Raw genomic sequence first — 24,393 nt, 5'->3', positions numbered from 1 at the left:
CAGCAGAAGGAGGAAACCCGATGGCCCTGGCCAAGGAAGTGATGACCGACGAGCAGCGCAAGTCGGTCGCCCTGGAATACCTGAAGGCGTTCGACAATGGCGGCACCACCTCGACCGGCGGATCGATCCTCGACCTCTTCGCCGAGGATGCGCAGGTCTATTTCCCGAAATGGGGACTGGCGACCGGCAAGGAGCAGATCGGCCAGCTGTTCGGCGATGTCGGCGCCACGATCAAGTCGATCCTGCACCACTACTCGCATTTCAACTGGGTGTTCTCCGGCTCCGACGTGATCGTCGCGGAGGGCACCAGCCATGGCGAGCACCAGGACGGGCCCTGGCGTGCCGGGGTGCCGGAATGGGGCGCCGGCCGCTGGTGCGACGTGTTCGAGATCCGCGACTGGAAGATCTGCCGCTGCTTCATCTACCTCGACCCCGACTATGCCGGGAAGGACACCGCCCGCTACCCGTGGATCAAGACCTGATCCGCCCGGAAACGCAGAACCAGAAAACGCAGAACCAGAAGAAGATCCGAGGGAGGACATCATGAAGACGACGATCAGGCGGCTGCTGCCGTTGGCAGCGGCGGCCGCACTCGCCCTGCCACTGGCGGCCCAGGCCGAAACCGCAGCCGAGCTGGAGATGAAGGCGCTGGGCACCACCGAAGGCATCAACCCGGTGGTCAAGGAGACCTTCATGCGCGCGGCGAAGGAACTGACGCCGGAGGAACAGGCACTCGCCCTGAAATGCTGGAAAGACCTGGTCTGCGAGACCGGCCGCGGCAGCCTCACCGTCGCGCTGGCCGACGGCTTCGGGGAGAATGTCTGGCGCCGGGTCACGCACATGGAGTTCGTGCTGCAGGCGCTGAGCTATCCGGAGGTGGCGAAGATCATCTACACCTCCGCCCGCGGCGACGCCTCCAAGGCGATCTCCGACATGCGCAGCCTGATCGCGCAGAAGGTCGACGTCATCGCCACCTTCCCGGACGCCGGCCCGGCCCTGCTGCCGACGGCGCGGGAGGCGACCGAGCAGGGCATCACCGTCGTCCCCTATATCGCCGGCTTCGGCGGCGATCCCGGCACCGACTACCTGACCCTGGTGGCGGAGGATCTGTGCGAGCTGGGCCGCCAGTTCGTCCAGTATGTCGACCAGGCCAATACCGAGGACAAGGTCGAGGTGGTGGAGCTGGGCGGCACGCCGGGCAACCCGCTGAGCGCGGCCTGGCAGACCTGTTCGGAAGAGGCGATCGACAAGAACGACCGCATGGAACTGCTGGGCAAGGCCGATACCAACTGGACCCAGGAAGGCTCCTTCGAGGCGATGTCCGGCTTCCTCTCCCAGCACGAGGATGTCGACGCGGTGCTCTACGAATATGCCGACGGCTTCCGCGGCGGGGTGCGCGCGTTCGAGGCGGCGAACCGGCCGATGGACGTGATCGTCACCCTGCGCACCGACGAGCAGGGCCTGTTCTGCGACTGGGAGAAGGCGAACAACGAGAACTTCAAGATCTTCTTCTCGTCCGGCGGCACCTTCCAGTCCCGCATCGCGCTCACCGCGGCGATGATGGCCAAGGCCGGGGCCGAGATCCCGCCGCATGTCGACGTGCCGTTCAAGATGAAGCAGGTCGCCAAGGGCATGTGCAACCCGGACCTGCCCAACGAGATGCCGGTCTCCACCCTGGTCAGCACCGCGATGCTCGACCGGATGTTCAAGTAGCGGCGGGACCCGGCCCACCTCCCTTCCCACCGGCCCGTCGTGCTCGGGCCTGACCCGAGCACCCATTCCGCCAGCCCCCCGGCACGGCTGGCGGAATGGATCCCGGGTCAAGCCCGGGATGACTGAAACGGCTGACCTTCAGCAGCCATCTACGACCGGCAGCCTCATGACCCCTGAACATGCCTCCCTCCGCCTCTCCGGCATCTCCAAGCGCTATCCCGGCGTGCAGGCGCTGGCCGGGATGAGCTTCGACTGCCTCCCCGGCGAGGTGCATGCCGTGCTGGGCGAGAACGGCTCCGGCAAGAGCACCCTCCTGAAGATCGCCGCCGGTGCGGTCGCCGCCGACGAGGGCCGGGTGGAGATCATGGGCGCACCCCTGACCGCCGCCGACCCGATGCAGGCGCGCCGCCTGGGCCTGGCCACCGTCTACCAGGACGATTCCCTGGTACGCGAGCTGACGGTGGCGGAAAATCTCTATCTCGGCGTTCCCACCGGCGCCGGGCAGGACGCGCCGCCGGTCACCGGCATGGCCGCCTGGGCGGCAGCGCAGCTCGACCGCTACGACCTGGACCTGGCACCGCAGGCAATCGTCGGCAGCCTGACGCCGTCGCAGCGCCAGTTCCTGGAGATCGTGAAGGCCCTGACGGCGGCGCCGAAAGTGCTGTTGCTCGACGAGCCGACCTCCACCCTGGACCTGCCGGATGTGGAGAAGCTGACGGCGATCATCCGCCAGGCACAGGCGGCCGGCACGGCCATCGTCTATGTCAGCCACCGCCTGCCGGAGATCCTGGACCTCGCCGACCGGGTCACCATCCTGCGCGACGGGGTCGGTCGCGGCACCTATCCGGTCGGGCCGGAGCTGTCGGAGGCGCAGCTGATCGCGCTGATGGTCGGCCGGCTGGTGGAATCCGAATATCCCGCCAAGCTCGGCGCGCGGGCCACCACCGCGCCGGTCGTCCTCGACGTGCAGGACCTGCAGGGCGCGCAGTTCAGCGACCTGTCGTTCCAGGTGCGGGCCGGCGAGGTGCTGGGTTTCGCCGGCGCGGAAGGCAATGGCCAGCGCCAGGCGCTGCGAGCGCTGGGCGGCTTCCTGGAGGCGCAGGGCCGGATCGCCTGCCATGGCCGGTCGATCCCCTGCGGTGCGCCGCGCCGGGCGATGGCCGGCGGCATCACGATGCTCAGCGCCGACCGCGCGCAGGAATCGATCTTTCCCGCCCTGGGCGTGCGGGAGAACATGACCCTGCAGGTGCTCGGCCGCTATGCCGGCGGCGGCCTGGTCTCCGCCCGGCGGGAGCGGGCCGACGCCGCGGCGATGGTTGCGGAGCTGGGCATCGTCACCGCCGGGCTGGAGCAGCCGATCGGCGGCCTCTCGGGCGGCAACCAGCAGAAGGCGGTGCTGGGCCGCAGCTTCCTGCAGGGCGCACCGGTGGTGCTGATCGACGAGCCGACGCAAGGGGTCGACGCCAATGCCCGCTTCGACATCTACCAGGCGATCCGGGGCAAGGCAGAGGCCGGCGCCAGCTTCGTCGTCAATTCCTCCGACGCGCTGGAACTGGCGGGCATCTGCGACCGGGTTCTGGTCTTCTCCCGCGGCCATGTGATCCGGGAACTGGCCGGCGACGAGGTGACGGAGGAGAACATCGTCGCCGCCTTCCTCACCTCCACCCGGGTGCGCGGCGAGACGGCCGACCGGGCCGCCCGGCCGGGCTTCCTCGCGGGCCTGCTGGGCGGCGGCCTGACGTCACGCTGGTGGACGCCGCTCCTGTTCCTGGCGCTGCTGCTGCTGATCGTCGGCGGCTATGCGGCGACCCAGTCGGAAGCCTTCCTGACCACCCTGAACTTCCGCCACATCCTGCTGGCGGCGGCGCCGCTGGCGCTGGTGACCATGGCGCAGTTCAACGTGCTGATGGTCGGCGGCTTCGACATCTCCGTCGGCTCGCTGATGAGCATGACGGTGGTGCTCGCCTCCTTTCTGATCGCCTACCAGATGGGGCCGTCGCTGCTGGTGCTGGGCTTCATCCTCTGCCTGGCGGCCGGCCTTCTGGTCGGCGCCGTCAACGGCCTTGTGGTGCGCCGGCTGGGCATCAACTCGGTGATCACCACCATCGCCATGCTCTCCATCCTGCAGGGCATCGCGCTCTACCTGCGGCCGACCCCGGCCGGGGTGGTCAGCCTGGAATTCCTCGACCTCCTGAAGGCGCGGGCCGGCTTCGTGCCGCTCTCCTTCTTCCTGCTGGTGGCGATCGCGATCGCCGGCGACTGGTGGCTCTACCGCTCCGGCAGCGGGCTGCGGCTGCGCGCCACCGGCTTCCGCGAGGAGGCGGCGAAGCGCAACGGCGTGCGCACCGACCGGGTGCATATCCGCGCCTACCTGCTGTCCGGCCTGCTGGCGGCGCTGGCCGGCCTGTTCCTGTCGTCGGAGGTCGGCGTCGGCCATCCCACGGTGGGCGCCACCTATACCCTGACCAGCATCGCCGCCGCGGTGCTGGGCGGCGCGGCACTGACCGGCGGCCGCGGCTCGTTCCTCGGCGCGCTGCTGGGCGCCCTGTTCTTCACCCTGACAGTGAACATCATCCCGCTGCTGGGTCTGAACACCGCGGTCGGAATCATCGCCAGCGGCGGGCTGACCCTGTTCGCGGTGCTGGTCTATTCCGGCTGGGAGCCGGTCGGCTGGCTGCTGCGGCGGCTGCGCGCCGCCTTCGCCGGTGCGGCCGGCAGCGCCCGGGTGCCGTCATGAGGGGCGTGGCGGCGAAAGACGGTGCCGGCATCGCCTCCGGCGGCACAGGCTGGTCGATCCCGGTGCCGCCGATGCGCTTCGCCGCGATCTGGCTGGCGCTGCTGGCGCTCCTCGCCCTCAGCGCCGCGATCGTGCCGCGCAGCCTGCTGCCGGGCTCGATCCTGCCGATCATCCCTTTCGCCGCCTTCCTGGCGATCGCCACGATGGGCGAGACCCTGGTGCTGATGTCGCGCGGCATCGACCTGTCGATCCCCGCCGTCATCACCCTCTCCAGTACGGTCCTGCTGGGCGTGTCCGGCGGGCAGGACGCGGCGCTGCTGCCGGCGCTCCTGCTGGCCCTGGGCTTTGCGCTGGCGGTCGGCCTGGTGAACGGCATCCTGGTGGCGCTGTTCCGCCTCAACGCGCTGATCGTCACCCTGGCGGTCGGTGCGATCACCGCCGGCGCGACCCTTTGGTACCGCCAGGGCATCGCGCAGGAGGCCCGGGTGCCACCGCTGCTGGCGGAATGGGGCGGCTCGCGCCTGCTGGGCCTGAACGTCTCGGTCTGGATGGCCGCTGCGCTGATCGTCATCGCCACCATCGTCCTGCGCAAGACGGCGCTGGGCCGCCGCTTCGGTGCGATGGGCGCCAATCCGCGCGCCGCCTGGATCGCCGGGCTGAACGTGCCGGCGCTGCAGGTCTCCGCCTATGCCGCCGCCGCCCTGCTCTACGGCATTGCCGGTCTGCTGCTCTCCGCCTTCATCCGCAATCCGACCCTGGATGTCGGCAATGCCTACCTGCTGGCGCCGATTGCGGCGGCGGTGCTGGCCGGCACGGCGATCTCCGGCGGCATCGGCTCGATGGTCGCGGTGGCCGGTGCCGCGCTGTTCCTGACCCATCTCGGACAGATGCTGAAGATGCTCGGCCTGTCGACCGCGGTCCAGTACGTGATCCACGGCCTGGCCATCGCGCTGGGCATGGCGCTGGCCGAATTCCGCCTGCCGTACCGCTGGAACCGCAAGCGGTAGGCCGCGGTTTCCCCGCTGTCCCGGCCATGGTGGCCGCGGCAGAGCGAGGAGAAATCCGATGGCGGTCCTTGAAACGGACGAGAGCCCGACCCTGATCTCCAGCCACAAGGTGGAGGGAACCTCCGTCTACAACGCCGAGGGCGACGAGCTCGGCAGCGTTGATTCGCTGATGGTGAACAAGACGACAGGCAAGGTGGCCTATGCCGTGATGTCGTTCGGCGGCTTCCTGGGCATCGGCGAGAAATACCATCCCCTGCCCTGGGAGGTGCTGCACTACGATCCGCGGAAGGACGGCTATGTCGTGCATCTGTCCAAGGAACAGTTGCACGACGCGCCGGTGATCGCGCGTCACGAGGAGCACCGCCTGGACGACCGCGGCTACGAGGACGCGATCCACCGGCACTACGGCGTCACTCCCTACTGGATCTGACCTGGCATGCCCTGGGCGACGCCCGTCTCGCCGCCGGCCACCCCCTCCGTCCCGCCGGCGAGACGGGCCAGCTTGTCCGGGTTGCGCACGATGTAGATCGCGCGCACCCGCCCCTCGCCGTCCAGGTCGAAGGACATGGTCTGCTCCACTCGGTCGCCGGCATGGACCACCACCGCGGCGGCATCGTTGATCACCGCGGCCTCGAAGCGGTAGATCCCGGTCCGGATCTTTTCCCCGGCCACCGCCAGCAGGAAGCGGCTGACATTCGCCGCGCCGTGCAGGATGTTGAGCGCCGCCGGCACCTTGCCGCCGCCATCGCTCAGCAGTTCCACCTCCTCCGCCAGCGCGGCCTGCAGGATCGCCGGGTCGCCCGCCTCCGACGCCGCGCGGAACAGGGCCGCCATCCGTTCCACCTGCGCGCCCGAAGGCTGGAAGCGGGCGCGCGCCTCCGCCAGGTTTGCGCGGGCGCGGGAGGCGAGCTTGCGGCAGGCGGCCGGCGAGCGCTCCAGCACCGCGGCCACCTCCTCGAACGGCATCTCCCACAGGTCGTGCAGGAAATAGGCGGCGCGCTCCGCCGGGCTCAGCCGCTCCAGCACCCGCATCACCGCATAGGAGATGTCGAGCACCCGGTCGCCTGCCGGGTCCACCGCCTCCCCCACCGCCGGTTCCGGCAGCCAGGGCCCGACATAGACCTCCCGCCGCACCTGCGCCGACTTCATCCGGTCCAGGCAGAGCCGGGTGACGATGGTGGACAGCAGCCTGGCCGCATCCTGCACCTCCGCCGCCCGGCTGAACCGCAGCCAGGCGTCCTGCACCACATCCTCCGCCTCCGACAGCATGCCCAGATGGCGATACGCCAGCCGCACCAGCCGCGGCCGCTGTGCCAGGAATGCCGCGAGCCGGTCCTCGTCATCCTCGGTTTCAGGCATCGGCATCCTCCATCGCGGCGAGTTCCCGCAGCACCGGGGCGCAGGACGCGGCCTCCCCCATGCCGCGCTTCAGCAGCGGGAAGGTCTGGCCCGCCAGCACCGCCACCGCAAGCCCCGCCTGGCCGCGCGGCCCGAAGCGTGCCGCCGCCTCCGCCGCAAACCCCGGGGCATCGGCGCTGCCGGCCAGCACCGCATCGGTGTAGCCGATCGCCAGCGCGATGTCCGACCGGTCGTCCGGGGGCGGCGCGCCATCCTGCAACGCCGGGCGCAGCAGCGCTGCTGGCACGCCGGCTGCGGCGGCCATCGCCAGACCCAGCCGCAGGCAGGGACCGCAATCGGCGGCGCGGGTGCTGCGCAGCCGGGCGGCGAAGGCGACCTCCGCCGGCAGCCCGAAATCGTGGTTCATGAAACCGGTCGCCAGGGCGAGCTTCAGCCCCGCCCGCCGGTCCGCCGCCAGGATCCGGCGCATATAGCCGGCATCGTAGTTCCAGCGGCGCTCGAAGCGGTCGAGGCCCGCCCGCAGCACGGCGCCGATCACGACCGTCCCTCCGCCAGGCCGGCAGCAGGCCGCGCGAGAAGCCAGAGCGGCGCCAGGCCGGGCAGCACGATCAGCGCAAGGTCGCGCAGAACCGCCGCCGGAACCGTGCCGTGCAGCGCCATCTCCGCCAGGTGCAGCCCGGCATGGCCGCCCAGGAACAGGGCCGCAGGCCAGACGATCGCGGCACGCGGGGCCCGCGCGAACAGGGCCAGGGCAAGGGCGGCGGCCAGGAAGCCCAGGCCGATGTCGCGGACGAAATGCGCATTCATCGGCCCGCTCTCCGCGGCGCCGGGGGTCAGCCGGTACCAGGGGCCCGGCAGGGCCAGCATCAGGGCGCCGTTGGCACCGTGATAGAGGGCAAGGATCAGGGCAAGCAGTCGCATATCGGTCACCTCCTGCCATCGAGACGAGGCAGGGGCGCCCGCTGTGACATCCGGGCCGCATTTTTCTGGCGCGATTGTTCAATAAGCCGTGCCCCGGCATCGCCATTCTCCGGGAAGGCGCCACACCCCCGGGAGAGAGAAATGCACCTCCGCGTCAACGGAACCCGCCACCAGATCCCGCCCGCCTGGCAGGCGGAGAGCCTGCTGGACGTGCTGCGCGACCATCTCCAACTGACCGCCGCGAAATATGGCTGCGGCGTCGGGCTCTGCGGCGCCTGCACCGTGCTGCAGGACGGCCGCGCGGTGCGCAGCTGCATCACCCCTGTCGCCGAGGCGACAGGCGACGACATCGTCACACTGGAGGGGCTGGGCGGCCCGGACGCGGACCACCCGCTGCAACGGGCCTGGATCGCCGAGGCGGTGCCGCAATGCGGCTATTGCCAGGCCGGCCAGATCATGTCCGCCGCGGCGCTGCTGCGCGAGACGCCGCAGCCGACGGAGACCGAGATCGACGCGGCAATGGACGGCAATCTCTGCCGCTGCGGCACCTATGGCCGGATCCGCAGGGCGATCCGCCGCGCGGCGGAGGGCGCCTGATGGACCGCCGCCGCTTCCTTGCGACCGGCGGGATCGCCGTCGCCTTCGGCATGACCGCCCCGCTGCTGTCCGGCTGCGACCTGGTGCCGGTCTTCCCGCAGCGCCCAGATCCGGACGCGGAAACCGCCCTGGGCTGGATCGGTCATCGCGACGGCCGCTACACCCTGCGCCTGCCGCGGGCGGAAATCGGCCAGAACATCGGCACCGCGCTGAAACAGGTCGCCTGCGAAGAACTGGGCGCGGGCTGGGACGAGGTCGCGGTCGTGGCGCAGGACACCGATGCGATTGCACGGGTGCGCGCCACCGTCGGCAGCGAGTCCGTGCGCGACTTCGCCGAGCCCCTGGCCCAGGCCTGCGCCACCCTGCGCGACGCCCTGGCCCGCGGCGCGCCGCCGGGCGAGCTGCTGCCGGAGGTCCGGCCGCGGGCGGACCTGCGCGCCTTCCGCGGCCGCCGTTTCGTCGGCCGCAGCCCGGAACCGGACAGGCTGCGCGACATCGTCGCCGGGCGGCCGCTGTTCGCCGCCGACATGACGGCGCCGGGCATGGCGCATGGCCGGGTGCTCCGCGCCGCAGCCTCGCCGGAGACGGGGTCCCGGCCGGCCGCCTGGAACCTGCAGGCAGCCCGCGCCTTCCCCGGCTTCGTCGCCGTCGTGGAATCCGACATGTTCCGACTCGGCGCCAGCCAGGGCCTGGGCATCGTCGCCGAGACGCCGGGCGCGCTGGACCGCATCGCCGCCGCCCTCGATCCCGAATGGGCGGTCGACGCGGCGGCGCCGCCGGAGATCGGCGCGGTGATCGACATCGACCGGACGGATGCCGGCGCGGCCCACAGCCTGGCCGACGACAGCATTGCCGGCGACCGGCCCTGGGATGTCGACCTGCGTCTGGACCTGCCGGTGGCGGCCCATGGCGGGATCGAACCGCGCGCTGCGCTTGCCGTGCCGTCCGACGGTGGCATGGCGGTCTGGACCGGCACCCAGGACGCGTTCTATGTCCGCGACGTGCTGGCCCGCGGCCTGGGGCTGGCGGAGGACAGGGTCACCGTGCATGCCACCCGCGCCGGCGGCGCCTTCGGTGCCCGCACCATCTGCACCGTGGAGGCGGAGGCTGCGGCGCTGGCGCAGGCGGCCGGCCGTCCGGTGAAGGTGCGCTGGACCCGGGCGCAGGAATATGCCCAGGGCTTCCACCGCCCGCCGGTCAGCCACCGGCTGCGGCTGCGGGTCGACGCGGACCGGCCCGCCGCCCCCCGCCTGTCGGACTGGCAGCACCGCCTGGTCAGCAGCCATATCCTGTTCACCAACGCCGCCGTGCCGCCCTGGCTGCAGGCCCTGACCGATACCTTCGTCGGCGATGGCGGGGTCGCGCGCGGGGCGGAGCCGCCCTACCGGATCGCCCGCCGCGACATCGGCTACGACCTGGTCCGCCTGCCGGTCTTCACCGGCCCCTGGCGGGGACTGGCCGCGGGGCCAAACGGCCTGGCGGTGGAATCCGCCATCGACGCGGCGGCGCTCGCCGCCGGTGCCGACCCGCTGGCCTTCCGCCTGGCCCTTGTCGCTGAGCCGCGCCTGGCGGCGGTGCTGCGGCGGCTGGGCGAGGTGGCGGACTGGCCGGCACCGGCCGCCCGGCGCCCCGGCTTCCGCACCGGCCGCGGCCTGGCCTGCGGCACCTACAAGGGCCTGAGCCATGCCGCCGCCGCCGCGGAGGTCGCGGTCGCCCCCGACGGCACCGTGCAGGTGACCCGCCTCTGGTGCGTCCACGATTGCGGGGCGATCATCAACCCCGACCAGGTGCGCGCCCAGGTGGAGGGCAACCTGGCATGGGGGCTGTCGATGGTGCTGATGGACGACCTGCCGATCGAATACGGCGCGGTGACGGCGGCGAGCTTCGCCGACGCGCCGATCCCGCGGATGAGCGACATGCCGCCGATCGCGGTGGAGCTGGTGGAAAGCGACGCACCGCCCGCCGGCGCGGGCGAGACGGCGATCGTGGCCGCCCCCGGCGCGATCGCCAATGCGGTGCGGGCGGCCACCGGCATCCGCCCGCGGCGCTTCCCGCTCGTCCCCGCCGATTTCGCGCTGGCCTGAGGATGGAGGATTTCGCCTCCGCCGCGATGATGCGGCTGATCCGTGCCGGCATCACGAGGCAGGGCCTGCAGGCGCCGCTGCCGCCCGCGCCTGCCGCGGCGCGGGTGCCGCTGGCGGCCAAGCGAACAGCGCTGGATGCCCTGCTCGCCGCGCATGGCCCGCTGGCGATCCTGCGCATCGGCGAGGCGGCACCGCACCTGCCGCGCGAGCCGCTGCACCGCGCCCTGGCGATGGCCAGCGACCCGGCGGACCTGCTGCGCCGCTGGAGCCGCCTGGAACGCTACGGCCATTCCCGCCACCAGGTGCGCTGGAGCGCGGAGGGCCCCGGCAGGCTGCATCTGCAGCACCGGGCAATGCGCGGACAGCCGCCACATCCGGCGGAAAGCCTGCTGGTCCTGGGCCTCCTGGCGGTGCTGGCGGAAATGACCGGCGCGGAAGGGGTGGAGATGCGGGCCGAAGCGGCGGACGGACCGCGCCGCAGCGGCGGGCGCTGGACCATACCGGACGGGGCGGCGCCCTTCGACAGCTGCGTCCTGGCCTTCGATCCGGCGCCCGACCGCCCCCTGGCCTTCCCGGCGGGGCGGATCGGGGCCGGCGCGCTGGTCGAAACCCTGCGCCAGGCGGTGCTGGCCGACACCGCCCGGCACTGGCGGCTGGCCGAGCTGGCGGCGCAGACAGGGCGCAGCCCGCGCAGCCTGCAGCGGCACCTGCAGGCCCGCGGCACCAGCGCCGCCCAGGTCGTGACGGAGGCGCGGATGGAGGCCAGCGCCGAACTTCTGGCCGGGTCCGGGCACAGCCTGGCGGAAATCGGCTTCCTCTGCGGCTTTGCCGACCAGGCCCATTTCGGCCGGTCGTTCAAGCGCTTCACCGCCCTGACCCCGCAGGCCTATCGCGACGAGGTGCGGGCGTAGCACCGGCGCGGCGGACGGCACGCCGGTCCTACTTCTCCGGCACCTCGCGCTCCAGTTCCTCCAGCCAGATCCGCGCATTGCCGTCCGATGGCGCGCGCCAGTCGCCGCGCGGCGACAGGGCGCCGCCGGCGCTGACCTTCGGGCCGTTCGGCAAAGCGGAGCGCTTGAACTGGCTGAAGCCGAAATAGCGCTGCAGGAAGACCTGCAGCCAGTGGCGGATCTCCGCCAGCTCGAACTGGCGGCGGCGCTCCGCCGGGTAGTGCGGCGGCCAGGCGCCCTCGGCCGCGTCGCGCCAGGCATGCCAGGCCAGGAAGGCGATCTTCGACGGCCGGAAGCCGTAGCGCAGGACATGGTACAGGGTGAAGTCCTGCAGGTCGTAGGGGCCGATCTTCGCCTCGGTGCTCTGCGGCGTCTCGCCCTCCCCCACCGGCACCAGCTCCGGCGTGATCTCCGTCGACAGGATCGATTCCAGCACCGGATCGGCCTCGCGTTCCAGCTGGCGGGCGGCGATCACCCAGCGGATCAGGTGCTGGATCAGGGTCTTCGGCACCCCGGCATTGACGTTGTAGTGGGACATCTGGTCGCCAACGCCATAGGTGCACCAGCCCAGCGCCAGCTCCGACAGGTCGCCGGTGCCCAGTACCAGCCCGCCGCTATGGTTGGCCAGCCGGAACAGGTAGTCGGTGCGCAGGCCGGCCTGCACGTTCTCGAAGGTGGTGTCGTAGACCGGCTCGCCGCCGGAGAAGGGATGGCCCATATCGGCCAGCATCTGGCGGGCGGCCGGGCGGATGTCCAGCTCCGCCGCCGTTACCTGCAGCGCCGCCATCAGGCGATGCGCATTGCCCTTCGTGTGGTCGCTGGTGGCGAAGCCCGGCATGGTATAGGCGAGGATGTTGGCGCGCGGCAGGCCCAGCCGGTCGAACGCGCGGGCGGCGACGATCAGCGCCTGCGTGCTGTCCAGCCCGCCGGAGACGCCGATCACGATCTTCTTCATGCCCGTCGCGCGCAGCCGCTGCATCAGGCCGGCGACCTGGATGTTGTAGGCCTCGTAGCAGTCCTGGGCGAGCCGGTCGGCGTCCGCGGGCACGAAGGGATAGCGGCTGACCTCGCGCGCCAGGCCCAGATCGTCCTGCGGCGGGTCGAGGCGGAAGCCGATGCGGCGGAAATCGCCGCCGTCCAGGCCGAGGACCCGGCGATTGTCGTCGAAGGAACCCATCCGCGCCCGCTCCTGGCGCAAGAGGTCCAGGTCGATATCGGCGACCGCCAGGCTGCCGGTATCCGGGAAGCGCTCCGTCGCCGCCAGGGCGCGGCCGCATTCGAAGATCTCGCACTGGCCGTCCCAGGCCAGGTCGGTGGTGGATTCGCCGGTGCCGGCGGCGGAATAGAGATAGGCCGCCAGGCAGCGCGCCGATTGCGAACTGCACAGCAGACGCCGTTCCTCTGCCTTGCCGATGGTGATGTTGCTGGCCGACAGGTTCACCAGCACCGTGGCGCCGGCCAGGGCGGCGGTGCTGGACGGCGGCACCGGCACCCAGAAATCCTCGCAGATCTCAGCATGCACAATCAGCCCGGGCAGGTCCTCGGCCGCGAACAGCAGGTCGGGTCCGAAGGGCACCTCCCGGCCGCAGAGGCGGATCGTGTCGGCTTCCGGCGCATGGCCGGCGGCGAAATGGCGATGTTCGTAGAATTCGCGGTAGTTCGGCAGGTAGAGCTTCGGCGCCACCCCCAGGATATGGCCGCGATGCAGCGCCACCGCGCAGTTGTAGAGCCGCGCGCCGTGGCGCAGCGGCGCGCCGACGAAGACCAGCGGCAGCAGCTCGCGGCTGGCCTCCGCCAGGCCGGCCAGCGCCGTCTCCACCGCGTCCAGCAGCGGGTCCTGCAGCAGCAGGTCCTCGATCGAATAGGCCGACAGCGACAGTTCCGGGAACACCGCCACCGCCACGCCGCGGGCGTGGCAGTCCTGCAGGCTGCGCAGGATCGCGGCGGCATTGGCCTCCGGGTCGGCGAGGCTGACGGCGATGGTGCCGGCGGCGACCCGGGCGAAACCGTGCCGGTAGAGGGATCGGAAGCTCATGGTTCGGACTGGACGCTCGCCAGGAATGGGGGCCGCGGCTGCGGACGGGGCCGGAAAGATAGCGCAGCAGGCGCCGTCATGGCCACGCCGGCGGCAGCCGGAACAGCACGTCCGCCAGGGTCAGCGCGAACATCACGGCGAGGAAGACCAGCCCCGCCAGGGCGGCGAGGCGGACCAGCGGCCGGGCGCTGCGCAGATGCATGTAGAAGGCCGCGACCAGCAGCAGCTTGGCGCTGGAGATGCCGATCGCCAGCGCCGCATGGCCCGCCCCCAGGGGCAGATAGGCCAGGCCCAGGGTCGCCGCCAGCAGGACGATCAGCGCCAGCCAGACGCCGACCTCCAGCCGGATCCGGCGCCCGAGCGTCTTGTCTTCCGTGCCGCTGTTCATGCCCGCCCCACCAGGTAGAGCAGCGGGTAGAGGAAGATCCAGATTGCATCGACGAAATGCCAGTACAAGCCCGCCACTTCCAGCCGGCCGGTGGCGCGCATCAGGCGCGGCCGCGCCCGGAGGTCGCGCAGCATATAGCCCAGCAGGAAGATGCCGATGATCACGTGCAGCGCATGCACACCCGTCATCACCCAGTAGAAGGCAAAGAACAGGCGCTGCGGCCCGGGCGGCAGGCTGGAGCCCGGCCAGGCGGTCAGCCCCTCCTTCAGGTCGATCTGATATTCGCGCGCCTTCACCGCCATGAAGGCGATGCCCAGGACGATCGCGCCGCCCAGGAACAGCCGGCTGAGCCGCAGGGTCGGTCGCGCCTGGCAGGTGACCGCCAACGCCACCAGCAGGCTGGAGGTCAGCAGGATGAAGGTGTTGACGGTGCCCAGCAGGACGTCGGTATGGCGGGCCGCCGCCAGCACCGCCTCCGGGTATTGCAGGCGGTAGACCATGTAGCCAGCGAACAGGCCGCCGAAGAACAGGATCTCGGTGGCCAGGAAGATCCACATCCCCAGCTCGCCCGCCAGCCGCTGGCGCGGCAGGGAGGGGAAATGGTCGGCCGGCAGGCTGCGCTGCGTCATGTCGGCCCCTGCCCGTCGGTCGGCGGATGGTAGGCATAGGGCGGCCCGTCGACGATCGGCGTCTCAGCGAAGTTGTGCACCGGCGGCGGCGAGGCGGTGCGCCATTCCAGCCCGGTCGCGTCCCAGGGATTGGCACCTGCCCGCCGGCCCCGCACCAGCGACCAGGCCAGATAGGCCATCGGCAGCAGATAGGCCGCCGCCAGCACCACGCTGCCGGCGGAGGACAGGACATGCCAGACCTGGAAGTCCGCCGGATAGCTGTGGTAGCGCCGCGGCATGCCCAGATAGCCGAGGATGAACTGCGGGAAGAAGGTCAGGTTGAAGCCAAAGAACATCAGGATCGCGGCGAACCGCGCCCAGCCCTCCGGATAGAGGCGGCCGGTGATTTTCGGCCACCAGAAATGCAGCCCGCCATAGAAGGCGGTCACCACCGCGCCGACCATGATGTAGTGGAAATGCGCGACGATGAAGGCGGTGTCGTGGACATGGATGTCGACCGGGATCGCCGCCAGGAACAGCCCGGTCAGGCCGCCCATGGTGAACAGCCCGACGAAGCCCAGGCCGTAGAGCATGCCCGAGGTCAGGCGGATCGTGCCGCGATAGAAGGTGGCGGTCCAGTTGAACACCTTGATCGCCGAGGGCACCGCGACCAGGAAGGACAGCAGCGAGAAGACCACGCTGGCATAGGCGGACTGGCCGGAGGTGAACATGTGGTGGCCCCAGACCAGGAAGCCGACCGCGGCGATGCCCAGCAGGGCATAGACCATGAAGCGGTAGCCGAACACCCGCCGCCGCGCGAAGCAGGTGATCAGCTCCGTCACCACCCCCATCGCCGGCAGGATCATGATGTAGACCGCCGGGTGGGAGTAGAACCAGAACAGGTGCTGGAACAGCAGCGGGTCGCCGCCCTGCGCCGGGTCGAAGACCGGGACCCCCAGCACCCGCTCCACGACGATCAGCACCAGCACCATCGCCAGGACCGGGGTCGCCAGCAGCATCATCAGGCTGGTGGCGTAGAGCGCCCAGACGAACAGCGGCAGGCGGAACCAGGTCAGGCCCGGCGCGCGCAGCAGGTGGATGGTGACGACGAAGTTCAGCGCCGTGGCGATGGTTGAAAAGCCGGCGACGAAGACGGCGGCCGCGGCCAGGAAGACATGGCTGTTGGAATAGACCGTCGAGAACGGCGTGTAGAAGGTCCAGCCGGTATCGACCCCGCCAGCCACCAGCGCATAGACCACCAGCAGGCCGGCGCCGACATTCAGGTACCAGCTGAGCAGGTTGAGGCGCGGAAAGGCCAGGTCCCGCGCACCGATCATCAGCGGCAGCAGGAAATTGCCCAGGGAGGCCGGGATCAGCGGCACCAGGAAGAACCAGACCATGACGATGCCGTGCAGGGTAAAGGCCTGGTTGTAGCCGTCGGCGCTCATCAGATCGCCGTCCGGGGTCACCAGTTCCAGCCGCACCAGCCCCGCGGAGACCCCGCCCAGCAGGAAGAAGAAGGTCAGGGTGACCATGTACAGAAGCGCGATCCGCTTATGGTCCCGGGTCAGCAGCCAGGAGCGCAGGCTGGTGCCCGCCGTCAGGTAGCTCGCCGTGCCGTCCGCGCCGCTCATTCCCCGTCTCCCGCCTGCACCGCTTCCGGGCCGTCCAGGCGCTGCAGATAGGCGATCAGCGCCGCCAGCTCGCCCTCCGACAGGATGCCGTCATAGCCCGGCATGACCGGCGCGTAGCCGGCCGCCACCTCCTGCCGCGGCCGCAGGATCGCGTCCATCAGGTAGCGCCGGTCCGCGATCACCCGGCTGCCGTCGGCCAGCAGCACCGGCCGCCCGGCCAGCCCCGCCAGGACCGGTGCCCGGCGGCCGCTGTCCGACAGGTGGCAGCCCGCGCAGCCCAATCCCGTGAACAACGCCTCCCCCCGGGCGGCCAGCCCGTCGCCCGCCGGCCGGGCATCGAGCCAGCGGGCATAGTCCTCCGGCTCCATCACCACCACCTCGCCGGTCATGCGGCTGTGGTCGGTGCCGCAATACTCGGCGCAGAACAGGCGGAAGCGGCCGGTCTTCTCCGGCCGGAACCAGAGGCTTGTGGTGCGGCCCGGCACCACGTCCTGCTTCACCCGGAAGGCGGGCAGATAGAAGGAATGGATCACGTCGCTGGAATTCATGCGCAGCACGACGTCGCGCCCGCGCGGCAGGTGCAGGCGGTTGATCTCCCGCGGGCCGGCCGGGTGGCGCACCCGCCACATCCACTGCTTGGCCAGCACGTCGATCTCCAGCGCCTCCGCCGGCGGGCGCAGATAGCCCAGGTCCTGCACCACCGCCCAGACGAAGATGATCACCGCCAGGAACAGGGTCGCCAGGGTCCAGCCCAGCTCCACCTCCCGCCGCAGCGGCCCCGGCAGCGGGCCGCGGTCGCGCTGCGTCCCGGCGCGATAGCGGATCGCGAACAGGGTGATCAGCACCGCCACCAGCAGGGTGATCGCGGCGGAGAAGGCCAGCAGCACCAGGAACAGCAGGTCGGTGCGCGCCGCGGCGGCGGAGGCGGTCTCCGGCACCAGCGCCAGGTCAGCCATGGCCGGCCTCCGTCGCGCCGTCGCGCCGCCGCCGGCGCTCCCGCCTCAGCAGCCACAGCACGCCGGCTGCCAGCAGCCCGGCGCTGAGCAGCGCCAGGCCGGTCATCACCCGGTCAACCAGCACGGTATAGCGGCCGGTCGCCGGGTCGAAGCGATAGCACAGCGCGCGCACCGCCTGGACCAGGCCGTCCGGCGCGCGGCCGGATTCCTGAAGCGCTAGGCGCAGGTCCGTTCCCCGCGCCGCCAGCGGCGAGAGCACCCGGGCCAGCCGGCCGTCGCGGCCGGCCAGCGCCATGGCTACCGGATGCGCGAATTCGCCACGTTCCGCGTCATAGGCATAGCGATAGCCGACCGCGCCGGTCACCGCGCCGATCGCCGCCGCATCGCCGGTCAGGAAGCGCAGCTCCGGCGCCACGGCGGGCAGGTCGGCCAGGAACCGGGTGCGGGCCGCGGCGGCCTCCTGCGGGCCGTCGGCCGGGTCCAGGCCGACCACCAGCAGGCGCCAGCCGCGCGCCGCTTCCGGCGGCAGCTCGGCGACCAGCCCGGCCAGCGCCTGCAGCGCGACGCCGCAGACCATGCGGCAGCCATAGTCGACCGGGAACAGCGCCACCGGCCGGCCGCCGGCGGCTTCGCCCAGGGTCAGGGCCTGCCCCTGCGCATCGCGGAACGGCGCCGCCAGCGGCAGCCGCGCCTGGGGCGGCAGGGTCACGCCAACATCGTCCAGCTCCGCCCGGGTCAATCCGGCGGTCGCCGGTGCGGCGAGGCAGAGGCAGAGCGCCAGCAGGGCGGCCGGCGGCAGGACAGCCATGCGCAGCCGGCGGCTCATCTCCCGGCCTCCCCGCCGCCGCGGAAGCGCTCCATCTCTGCCGGTGTCAGCGGGGCGAGCGGCTGCGGCCGTGCCGCCACCGCAGCCATCGCACGCCGCAGCGCGGGCGGCGGCGGTGCGGCGGCCGGCGGCGCCGGCTGCGCCTGCAGGTCCACGCCCCGCAGCGGCAGGTCCGGCAGCGGCGCGATCCTGTCGGGGCCGGTACCGGTGGGCGAGAGTTCGAAGACCGCCGCCGTCACCGCAAGGCTGCCGGCCAGCAGCAGCAGGACGCCGAGCGCGAGCCACAGGACGGGCCGCGATGCCACCTCGGGCTCGGGCCATGCGTCCGCTCTGTCCTGCCAGTGCCCGCTCATACCGCCCCCCGCGCCGGCGCCCGCCCAAGCCGCTGCCGGATCATGGCCACGGCACAGAACGCGGCGAGGGGCAGGACGAGCCATGGCAGCGCGGCGATCGCCGGCTCCGGCCGCACCAGCCAGAGCTGCAGCAGGCCGAGCCCCGCCAGCACCAGCACACCGGCCGGGCGCAGGGCGCCGGCCGCACGCCGGCCCGCATCCGTGAACAGCAGGCCCAGCGGCAGCAGCAGGCCGCCCGCCAGCAGCGCCAGCAGGATGCCGAGCCAGGGCCCCTCGATGCGGGCGAGGAACCAGGCCGCCTTCGCCGGCAGGTTGCCGGACCAGGCCACCAGGAAGATCATGAACCAGAGATAGGCGAAACCGGCCAGGACGCCGAGCAGCAGCTTCCCCAGGTCGGACCGCTCGTCCGGCCGCAGCTTCGGCGCGGCGGCAAAGGCGCACCAGGCAAGCGCGGCCAGAAGCTGCGACACCGCGAAGGCGGCGCCGAAGGCGGTGGCATGGAAGTCCGGGTCGCGGCTCATCAGCCAGTCGAAGCCGGCGATGCAGGCGGCGACCGAATGGACGGCCAGCGCGGGGGCTGCCAGTGCCGGCCGCAGGCGCGGCGATGCCGCCAGCCAGCCCAGCAGGCTCCACAGCAGCAGGATGGCAACGGCACGGAGCGTGAAGCCGGCAGGGTTCAGCCAGGCGGCGGCCACATCGGGCGGCAGGTCGGGCCGCGCCTCCCCGGCCGCCCAGGGATAGAGCGCTGCCAGATCGAACAGCAGCGGCAGGAACAGCAGCGCCACCAGCGGCATGGCCCGTGCGGCGGGCCGCAGGGCCTCTGCCAGCGCATCGCCCCAGCGCCCGCCGGTCAGGGCATGGAGCAGCAGCAGGGCCGTCGCGCCCGCCGGCACGGCGGCCAGCAGGCACCAGGCGGCGAGCCAGGCGGGGGCAAGGGCGTTCATCGCGCCTCCTCCCCGCCTGCGGCTGCCGGACCGGCAAGCTGCAGGGCGCGGATATAGGCCAGGATCGCGCGCCGGTCGGCCGGCGGCACCCTTGCGCCATAGGGATACATGGCGCCCTGCCCTTCCGCGATGACGCGCAGGATATGCGCCGCCGGCGCCGCACGCAGCCGCGCGCTGTGCAGGCTGGGCGGCGCCGGGAAGCCGCGGCGCACGACCTCGCCGCCGCCACCGCCATCGGCGCCGTGGCAGGGCAGGCAGAAGATCGCGAAACGCTCCCGGCCGCGGGCCAGCAGCTCGGCGCCGGATCGCGGCGCGGCGGCAGGCGATGCCGGCCGCAGCCCGGCGGGGGCCGGCCGGGCGACCGTATGGGCGGGCGGCGGTTGCGCCGCCGCCTGCCGGGGCAGGGCCTCCGCCGCCTCGTAGGCGGTAGCCTTGGGCTGCCGGGCCAGGCCGTCATCGCGGCACGCGGCCACCAGCAGCAGCGCCGGCAGCAGCAGCGTCGGCAGCAGCAGCGCCGGCGGCAGCGACGCCCCCCTCACGCCGGCACCTCATGCACCGCGATGGCACCGGCTTCCGCGGCCAGGCGGCGCAGTGCGGCCCCCTCCCCGGCCGCCGGCTCCACCGCCAGCAGAAAGCGGTCCGCGCTCGCCCGGCCCATGGCCGGCAGGTCGAACAGCGGATGGTGCAGCCGCGGCAGGCCGCAGGCCGCCAGGAAGGCCAGGAAGCCGGCGATCGCGGCGAACAGCACCGCCAGTTCGAAGGTCACTGGCAGGAAGGCCGGCCAGGAAAAGAGCGGGCGGCCGCCGGCGTTGAGCGGCAGGTCGACCACCGCGCTCCAGGTCTGGGTGCCGAAGGCGATGACGGCGCCGGCCAGCGCGGCGGCCAGCATCACCGGGCGGACCCGGGACGGCGGATGCTCCAGCGCGGCCGCCAGTTCCGGCACCGGGCAGGGCGTAAAGGCTTCCAGCGGCCTGTGGCCCGCCGTGCGCAGGCGGGGTATTGCCTGCAACAGCGCCGGCGCCGCGGCGAATTCCAGCATCACTGTCACGGCCGCCTCCGCTCCGCCGGATCCGCCGGCGGCAGCAGGCTGCGGGTCTCGTGCATGGAGACGGCGGGCAGGAAGCGCAGCAGCAGCAGGAACAGGAAGGCGAACAGGCAGAGGCTGCCGCCCAGCAGCGCCCAGTCCCAGATGGTGGCGCTGAAGCTGCGCCATTGCGACGGCAGGTGGCTGCGCGACAGGCTGTCGGTGACGATCAGCACGCGTTCCAGCCACATGCCGACATTGATGCCGGCCGCCAGGACGAACAGGACCGCCGGGCTGCGGCGCAGGCGCGGCCACCACAGCGCCTGTGCCAGCCCGACATTGCAGGCCAGCATCGCCCAGTACATCGGCGCCGCATCGCCGGCCAGGCGGTAATGCAGCAGGGTCCGCGCGGCCGGGTCGCCGCCATACCAGCCGATGAACCATTCGGTGGCGTAGGATGCCGCCATCACCAGGCTGCCGAGCAGCAGGATCCTGCCGATGGCATCGAAGTGGCGGCGGGTGATCAGCGCCTGCAGGCCCAGGAAATGGCGCACCGGCACCGCCAGGGTGGCGACCATGGCAAAGCCCGAATACATCGCCCCGACCACGAAATAGGGCGGGAACAGGGATTCGTTCCAGCCCGGCGCGATGCCGATGGCGAAGTCCAGCCCCACCACGCTGTGGACGGAGATCACCAGCGGCACGCCCAGCGCCGCCATCGCGCCGTAGAAGCTGTGATGCGCCTGCCAGTGCCGCGCCGCGCCCCGCCAGCCCAGCGCCAGCAGACCGTAGGCGCGGCGGCCGAAGCGGCCCTGCGCCCGGTCGCGCAGGGCGGCCAGGTCCGGGATCAGCCCGGCATACCAGAACAGCAGGGAAAAGATCAGGTAGCCGGCGATGGCGAACAGGTCCCAGACCAGGGCGCTGCGCCATTGCGGCCAGAGGTCCATGGTGTTCGGATAGGGCAGGAGCCAGTAGAACAGCCAGGGCCGGCCCAGATGCAGGATCGGGAACAGGCCGGCGATCGCCGCGGCGACCAGGGTCATCGTCTCCGCATAGCGGTTGATCGCCGCCCGCCAGTGCTGCCGGGTCAGCAGCAGCAGGCAGGAGATCAGGGTCCCCGCATTGCCGATGCCGATCCACCAGACATAGTTGGCGACCGCAAAGCCCCAGATGTTGGCGCTGTTCAGCCCCCAGACACCGGTGCCGTGCAGCAGCAGCCAGAGGATGGCGCCGAACATGACCAGCGTGCCGGCGCCGGCGGCCGCCAGCGCCAGCCACCAGCCAGCGCCCAGCGGCCGCCGCAGCACCGGCCCGGCGACCGTAGCGGTCAGCCAGGACAGCCGCTGCGCCGCCGGCAGGTCCTCGGGCAGCCGCAGCAGGGGCGCGGCCATGCTCACTCCGCACCGCCTTCCGCATCCCCCGCTCCACCGGACAGATCGGGGTGGGGATTGCGCAGCCGCGCCAGATAGGTCGTCCGCGGCCGGACCCCCAGATGCCCCAGCAGCGCGTAGTTGCGCGGCTGCGCCTTGCGGCGCACCACCTCCGCCCCGTCGTCGTTCAGGTCGCCGAAGGCGATCGCGCGGGTCGGGCAGGCTGCCTGGCAGGCGGTCACGACGTCGCCGTCGCGCATCGGCCGGCCCGACGCCTCGGCATCCTGGCGGGCGCCGGCGATGCGCTGCACGCAGTAGGTGCATTTCTCCATCACGCCGCGGCTGCGCACGCTGACGTCCGGATTGCGCTGCAGGCGATAGAGCGGATCGCCCAGATTGGCGTAGGCATCCGCGCCGGCATAGTCCCGGAAGTTGAAGCGCCGCACCTGGTAGGGGCAGGTCGACTGGCAGTCGCGGGTACCGATGCAGCGGTTGTAGACCTGGGCGTTCAGGCCCGACCGGTCATGCACCGATGCCGCCACCGGGCAGACCGGCTCGCAGGGCGCCTTTTCGCAATGCATGCAGGGCACCGGCTGGAACCGCGCACGGGCCGCCCCCGACCCCGACGCAGTGTCGGCTGCGAAATAGGTGTCGATCCGGAGCCAGTGCATGTCGCGCCCCGCCTCCATCTCCTCCGGCCCGACCACCGGCACATTGTTCTCCGCCTGGCAGGCGATCACGCAGGCGTTGCAGCCGATGCAGGCGGCCTGGTCGACCGCCATGCCCCAGGCCTGCGGGCCCTGCGGCACCGGCGGGGCGGCATAGAGGCTGGGCGGGTCCGCCTGCGGCTCCGCAGTCCCTCCGGCCAGGGCGGCCAGATCGATTTCGCGCACGATGTCGCGGCCGGCTTCCCCGAAATGGCTCTGCGTCCGCGGCAGGCGGGCACGGCCGCCGGTGCGGCGCAGGGCGATGCCGTCCAGCTGCCACATGGCACCGCTGCGGCGCAGCGGATAGGCATCGGTGCCATGCCCGGAGCCCACCGCGCCGGCCCGGCGGCGGCCATGGCCCAGATGCAAGACGGCGGTGCCGGTCGCCAGTCCGGGCAGGGCGGAGACCGGCAGTTCCAGCACGGCGCCGTCATGCGCCAGCCGCACCAGGTCGCCCTCCGCCAGGCCGCGCGCCGCCATCTCCTGCGGCGCCAGCTGCAGGGCATTGCCCCAGGCCAGCTTGGTGAAGGGCTGCGGCAGTTCCTGCAGCCAGGCATTGCCGGCAAAGCGGCCGTCCCACAGGGCGGGGTCCGGCCGCAGCAGCAGGGTCAGGCCGGGACGGGCCGAGGCCGCCATCGCAGGCCGCGGCAGCGCCACCGGCGGCGGTGCAGGCAGGCTCTCCGGATCCACCGGCGGCGCGGCACTGCCCGGCACCACGCCGTCGCGCAGCGCCGCTTTCCACCAGCTGTCGAAGGCGCCGGCATCGGCGCGCCCGCCGGCAGCGAGCCGGTCCCGCCAATGCGCCTGCAGGATCGCATGGCCCTGTCGCCCCGGCTCCCCCTGCAGCATCGCCAGCACCTCGTGCGCGGAGCGGCTGTCGAACAGCGGCCGGATCAGCGGCTGCACCAGGCTCGCCCGGCCGTCGACGCTGCGCGCGTCCGACCAGGTCTCCAGCGGGTGATGTTCGGGCAGATGCCAGCGGCACAGGGAAGCCGTCTCGTCGGGCCAGACGGACAGCCGCAGGGTGAAGGGCAGCGCCGACAGGCGGGCGGCGAAGTCCAGGTCGGCCGGCGCGTCATGGGCAGGGTTGCCGCCAAGCACGACAAGGTCCGTCACATCGCCCCGCGCCATGTCGTCGGCCAGGGCGGCGAGCGACGGCTGCAGCAGCGGCGGTCCCGCCTGCACCGGTTCCAGCAGCGACAGGGTGCGGCCCAGGGCACCGAGCGACCGGTTGATGGCAAGGGCCAGGGCATGCACTTCCGGCGGCTGCGCCGGACCGGCCAGCACCAGGGCGGCCGAGCCCGCCGCCGCCAGGTCCGCTGCGACGGCATCCAGGAAGGCCCGCGCGGCGGCCGGCAGGCGCCGCACCGCCGCCGCATCGTCATCGCCGCCATGCCTGCCGCTGCCGAGACGCTGCGCCAGCGCCCCGGCGAACAGGGTGAGATCGTCCGGCGGCAGCGCCAGGCGGTGATCGGCGGCCGCGCCGGTCAGGCTCACCGCCGGCTCCACGGCATAGAGGCGGGAAAAGGGCCGGTCGGCGGCGCCGGCCGTACAGGGGGCCGTGCGGGCGGCGGCCCAGCCGCGGGCCAGCATGGCCTGGGCGGGCCCGGGCCCCAGCGGATCGGCATCCAGGGTCAGCACCGCGCGCGCCCGCGCCAGGTCGGGCAGCAGCTGCAGCGGCCGCCCGAAGGCCAGGATCGCGCCGCGCCGGGCATTGTCCTCGTTCAGCGGCGCCCAGGCATGCCAGCGCGCGGCCGGATAGGCCGCCAGCAGGGCACCGATCTGCGCCGCCAGGGTGGGCGAACAGACCGGCGGGGTGAGCAGGCGCAGGCCGGCGCCACCGTCGCGCGCCCAGTCCTGCCGCCGCTGCTGCAGCTCCCCCAGCAGCCGGTCCCAGGAGGCGATCGCGCCCGCCTGGCCCGGCGCGTCGCGGCGCAGCGGCGCCCGCGCCCGGTCGGGATCGTAGAGCGACAGCACGGCCGCCTGGGCGAAGGCGTCGCTGGCACCGCCGCTGGCCGGATGCCGGGCATTGCCCTCCACCTTCGTCGGCCTGCCCTGATGGGCCTCGACCACCGCAGGCGTCGCATAGTCGGTCAGGGCGAGCGCCGTGGCATAGAAACGCGGCCGGCCGGGCACCGCGCCTTCCGGCATCTCGGCATAGGGGACGATCTCCTCCGGCG

Annotated in this window: 23 protein-coding genes; 8 read left to right on the top strand and 15 right to left on the bottom strand. The window is 72.3% G+C overall.

Features of this window, described 5'->3' with window-relative positions; genetic code table 11:
* The first annotated feature begins 20 nt into the window (after positions 1 to 20).
* The 5 genes from ACFOGJ_RS25540 to ACFOGJ_RS25520 all read left to right on the top strand — a co-directional run bounded on the left by ACFOGJ_RS25540 (position 21) and on the right by ACFOGJ_RS25520 (position 5,887).
* Positions 21 to 482, top strand: coding sequence for a nuclear transport factor 2 family protein (locus ACFOGJ_RS25540; RefSeq protein WP_379905989.1), 462 nt, complete (start codon positions 21 to 23; stop codon positions 480 to 482).
* 61 nt (positions 483 to 543) lie between these two features.
* Positions 544 to 1,713 (top strand): substrate-binding domain-containing protein, encoded by a 1,170-nt coding sequence (locus tag ACFOGJ_RS25535; RefSeq protein WP_379905987.1) that lies wholly within the window; start codon positions 544 to 546, stop codon positions 1,711 to 1,713.
* 166 nt (positions 1,714 to 1,879) lie between these two features.
* Positions 1,880 to 4,450 (top strand): ATP-binding cassette domain-containing protein, encoded by a 2,571-nt coding sequence (locus ACFOGJ_RS25530; RefSeq protein WP_379905985.1) that lies wholly within the window; start codon positions 1,880 to 1,882, stop codon positions 4,448 to 4,450.
* A 5-nt stretch (positions 4,451 to 4,455) separates the two neighbouring features.
* Positions 4,456 to 5,457 (top strand): ABC transporter permease, encoded by a 1,002-nt coding sequence (locus ACFOGJ_RS25525; protein ID WP_379905983.1) that lies wholly within the window; start codon positions 4,456 to 4,458, stop codon positions 5,455 to 5,457.
* Between the two features lie 58 nt (positions 5,458 to 5,515).
* Entirely contained in the window at positions 5,516 to 5,887 is a 372-nt protein-coding gene (locus ACFOGJ_RS25520; RefSeq protein WP_379905981.1) for a PRC-barrel domain-containing protein, read from the top strand.
* On the opposite strand, the gene sigJ is transcribed toward ACFOGJ_RS25520, so the two are convergent.
* Genes sigJ through ACFOGJ_RS25505 form a run of 3 tightly spaced genes read right to left on the bottom strand, consistent with a single transcriptional unit; the run spans position 5,875 to position 7,737 of the window.
* Positions 5,875 to 6,816, bottom strand: coding sequence for an RNA polymerase sigma factor SigJ (sigJ, locus tag ACFOGJ_RS25515; protein WP_379905979.1), 942 nt, complete (start codon positions 6,814 to 6,816; stop codon positions 5,875 to 5,877). The genes ACFOGJ_RS25520 and sigJ overlap by 13 nt on opposite strands.
* Entirely contained in the window at positions 6,809 to 7,354 is a 546-nt protein-coding gene (locus tag ACFOGJ_RS25510) for a hypothetical protein (protein ID WP_379905978.1), read from the bottom strand. Before ACFOGJ_RS25510 ends, sigJ begins: the two co-directional genes overlap by 8 nt.
* Positions 7,351 to 7,737: a hypothetical protein gene (locus ACFOGJ_RS25505; RefSeq protein ID WP_379905977.1), complete on the bottom strand. Its 387-nt coding sequence runs from the start codon at positions 7,735 to 7,737 to the stop codon at positions 7,351 to 7,353. The genes ACFOGJ_RS25510 and ACFOGJ_RS25505 overlap by 4 nt, the downstream gene beginning before the upstream one ends.
* 141 nt (positions 7,738 to 7,878) lie before the next feature.
* Between ACFOGJ_RS25505 and ACFOGJ_RS25500 the strand changes: the two genes are divergently transcribed.
* From ACFOGJ_RS25500 to ACFOGJ_RS25490, 3 genes are read left to right on the top strand one after another with little or no spacing between them, the layout of a single operon-like run.
* Positions 7,879 to 8,334 (top strand): (2Fe-2S)-binding protein, encoded by a 456-nt coding sequence (locus ACFOGJ_RS25500; protein WP_379905975.1) that lies wholly within the window; start codon positions 7,879 to 7,881, stop codon positions 8,332 to 8,334.
* A complete protein-coding gene (locus ACFOGJ_RS25495) occupies positions 8,334 to 10,418 on the top strand; it encodes a xanthine dehydrogenase family protein molybdopterin-binding subunit (RefSeq protein ID WP_379905973.1) in 2,085 nt (694 codons plus the stop codon). Before ACFOGJ_RS25500 ends, ACFOGJ_RS25495 begins: the two co-directional genes overlap by 1 nt.
* Positions 10,419 to 10,420: 2 nt before the next feature.
* Positions 10,421 to 11,329 carry a helix-turn-helix transcriptional regulator gene (locus tag ACFOGJ_RS25490; RefSeq protein WP_379905970.1) on the top strand — a complete coding sequence of 303 codons (909 nt, stop codon included), beginning with the start codon at positions 10,421 to 10,423 and terminating at the stop codon, positions 11,327 to 11,329.
* A 28-nt stretch (positions 11,330 to 11,357) separates the two neighbouring features.
* On the opposite strand, the gene ACFOGJ_RS25485 is transcribed toward ACFOGJ_RS25490, so the two are convergent.
* The 12 genes from ACFOGJ_RS25485 to ACFOGJ_RS25430 all read right to left on the bottom strand — a co-directional run.
* A complete protein-coding gene (locus tag ACFOGJ_RS25485) occupies positions 11,358 to 13,403 on the bottom strand; it encodes an NAD(+) synthase (RefSeq protein ID WP_379905968.1) in 2,046 nt (681 codons plus the stop codon).
* A gap of 76 nt (positions 13,404 to 13,479) precedes the next feature.
* A complete protein-coding gene (locus ACFOGJ_RS25480; RefSeq protein WP_379905966.1) occupies positions 13,480 to 13,791 on the bottom strand; it encodes a cytochrome C oxidase subunit IV family protein in 312 nt (103 codons plus the stop codon).
* The gene (locus ACFOGJ_RS25475; RefSeq protein WP_379905964.1) at positions 13,788 to 14,420 is read right to left on the bottom strand and encodes a cytochrome c oxidase subunit 3; all 633 of its coding nucleotides are present in this window, start codon (positions 14,418 to 14,420) and stop codon (positions 13,788 to 13,790) included. The genes ACFOGJ_RS25480 and ACFOGJ_RS25475 overlap by 4 nt, the downstream gene beginning before the upstream one ends.
* Entirely contained in the window at positions 14,417 to 16,033 is a 1,617-nt protein-coding gene (locus ACFOGJ_RS25470) for a cytochrome c oxidase subunit I (RefSeq protein WP_379905962.1), read from the bottom strand. Before ACFOGJ_RS25470 ends, ACFOGJ_RS25475 begins: the two co-directional genes overlap by 4 nt.
* Complete coding sequence (gene coxB, locus ACFOGJ_RS25465) at positions 16,030 to 16,989, bottom strand: cytochrome c oxidase subunit II (RefSeq protein WP_379905960.1); 960 nt, start codon at positions 16,987 to 16,989, stop codon at positions 16,030 to 16,032. The genes ACFOGJ_RS25470 and coxB overlap by 4 nt, the downstream gene beginning before the upstream one ends.
* Positions 16,982 to 17,815 carry an SCO family protein gene (locus ACFOGJ_RS25460; protein WP_379905958.1) on the bottom strand — a complete coding sequence of 278 codons (834 nt, stop codon included), beginning with the start codon at positions 17,813 to 17,815 and terminating at the stop codon, positions 16,982 to 16,984. Before ACFOGJ_RS25460 ends, coxB begins: the two co-directional genes overlap by 8 nt.
* Complete coding sequence (locus ACFOGJ_RS25455; RefSeq protein WP_379905956.1) at positions 17,812 to 18,120, bottom strand: hypothetical protein; 309 nt, start codon at positions 18,118 to 18,120, stop codon at positions 17,812 to 17,814. Before ACFOGJ_RS25455 ends, ACFOGJ_RS25460 begins: the two co-directional genes overlap by 4 nt.
* A gap of 44 nt (positions 18,121 to 18,164) precedes the next feature.
* The gene (locus tag ACFOGJ_RS25450) at positions 18,165 to 19,112 is read right to left on the bottom strand and encodes a hypothetical protein (RefSeq protein ID WP_379905954.1); all 948 of its coding nucleotides are present in this window, start codon (positions 19,110 to 19,112) and stop codon (positions 18,165 to 18,167) included.
* The gene (locus ACFOGJ_RS25445; RefSeq protein WP_379905951.1) at positions 19,109 to 19,651 is read right to left on the bottom strand and encodes a c-type cytochrome; all 543 of its coding nucleotides are present in this window, start codon (positions 19,649 to 19,651) and stop codon (positions 19,109 to 19,111) included. Before ACFOGJ_RS25445 ends, ACFOGJ_RS25450 begins: the two co-directional genes overlap by 4 nt.
* The gene (locus ACFOGJ_RS25440; RefSeq protein ID WP_379906234.1) at positions 19,648 to 20,151 is read right to left on the bottom strand and encodes a DUF3341 domain-containing protein; all 504 of its coding nucleotides are present in this window, start codon (positions 20,149 to 20,151) and stop codon (positions 19,648 to 19,650) included. Before ACFOGJ_RS25440 ends, ACFOGJ_RS25445 begins: the two co-directional genes overlap by 4 nt.
* Positions 20,152 to 20,156: 5 nt before the next feature.
* Positions 20,157 to 21,527, bottom strand: a complete 1,371-nt coding sequence (gene nrfD, locus ACFOGJ_RS25435; RefSeq protein ID WP_379905949.1) for an NrfD/PsrC family molybdoenzyme membrane anchor subunit — start codon at positions 21,525 to 21,527, stop codon at positions 20,157 to 20,159.
* Between the two features lie 2 nt (positions 21,528 to 21,529).
* The coding region (locus tag ACFOGJ_RS25430; RefSeq protein WP_379905948.1) for a 4Fe-4S dicluster domain-containing protein at positions 21,530 to 24,393 on the bottom strand (2,864 nt) is incomplete at its 5' end.

It is taken from the genome of Marinibaculum pumilum (assembly GCF_042646425.1).
Taxonomy (GTDB): Bacteria; Pseudomonadota; Alphaproteobacteria; order Ferrovibrionales; family Ferrovibrionaceae; genus Marinibaculum; species Marinibaculum pumilum.
This window is presented reverse-complemented; position numbering and strand designations above follow the sequence as displayed.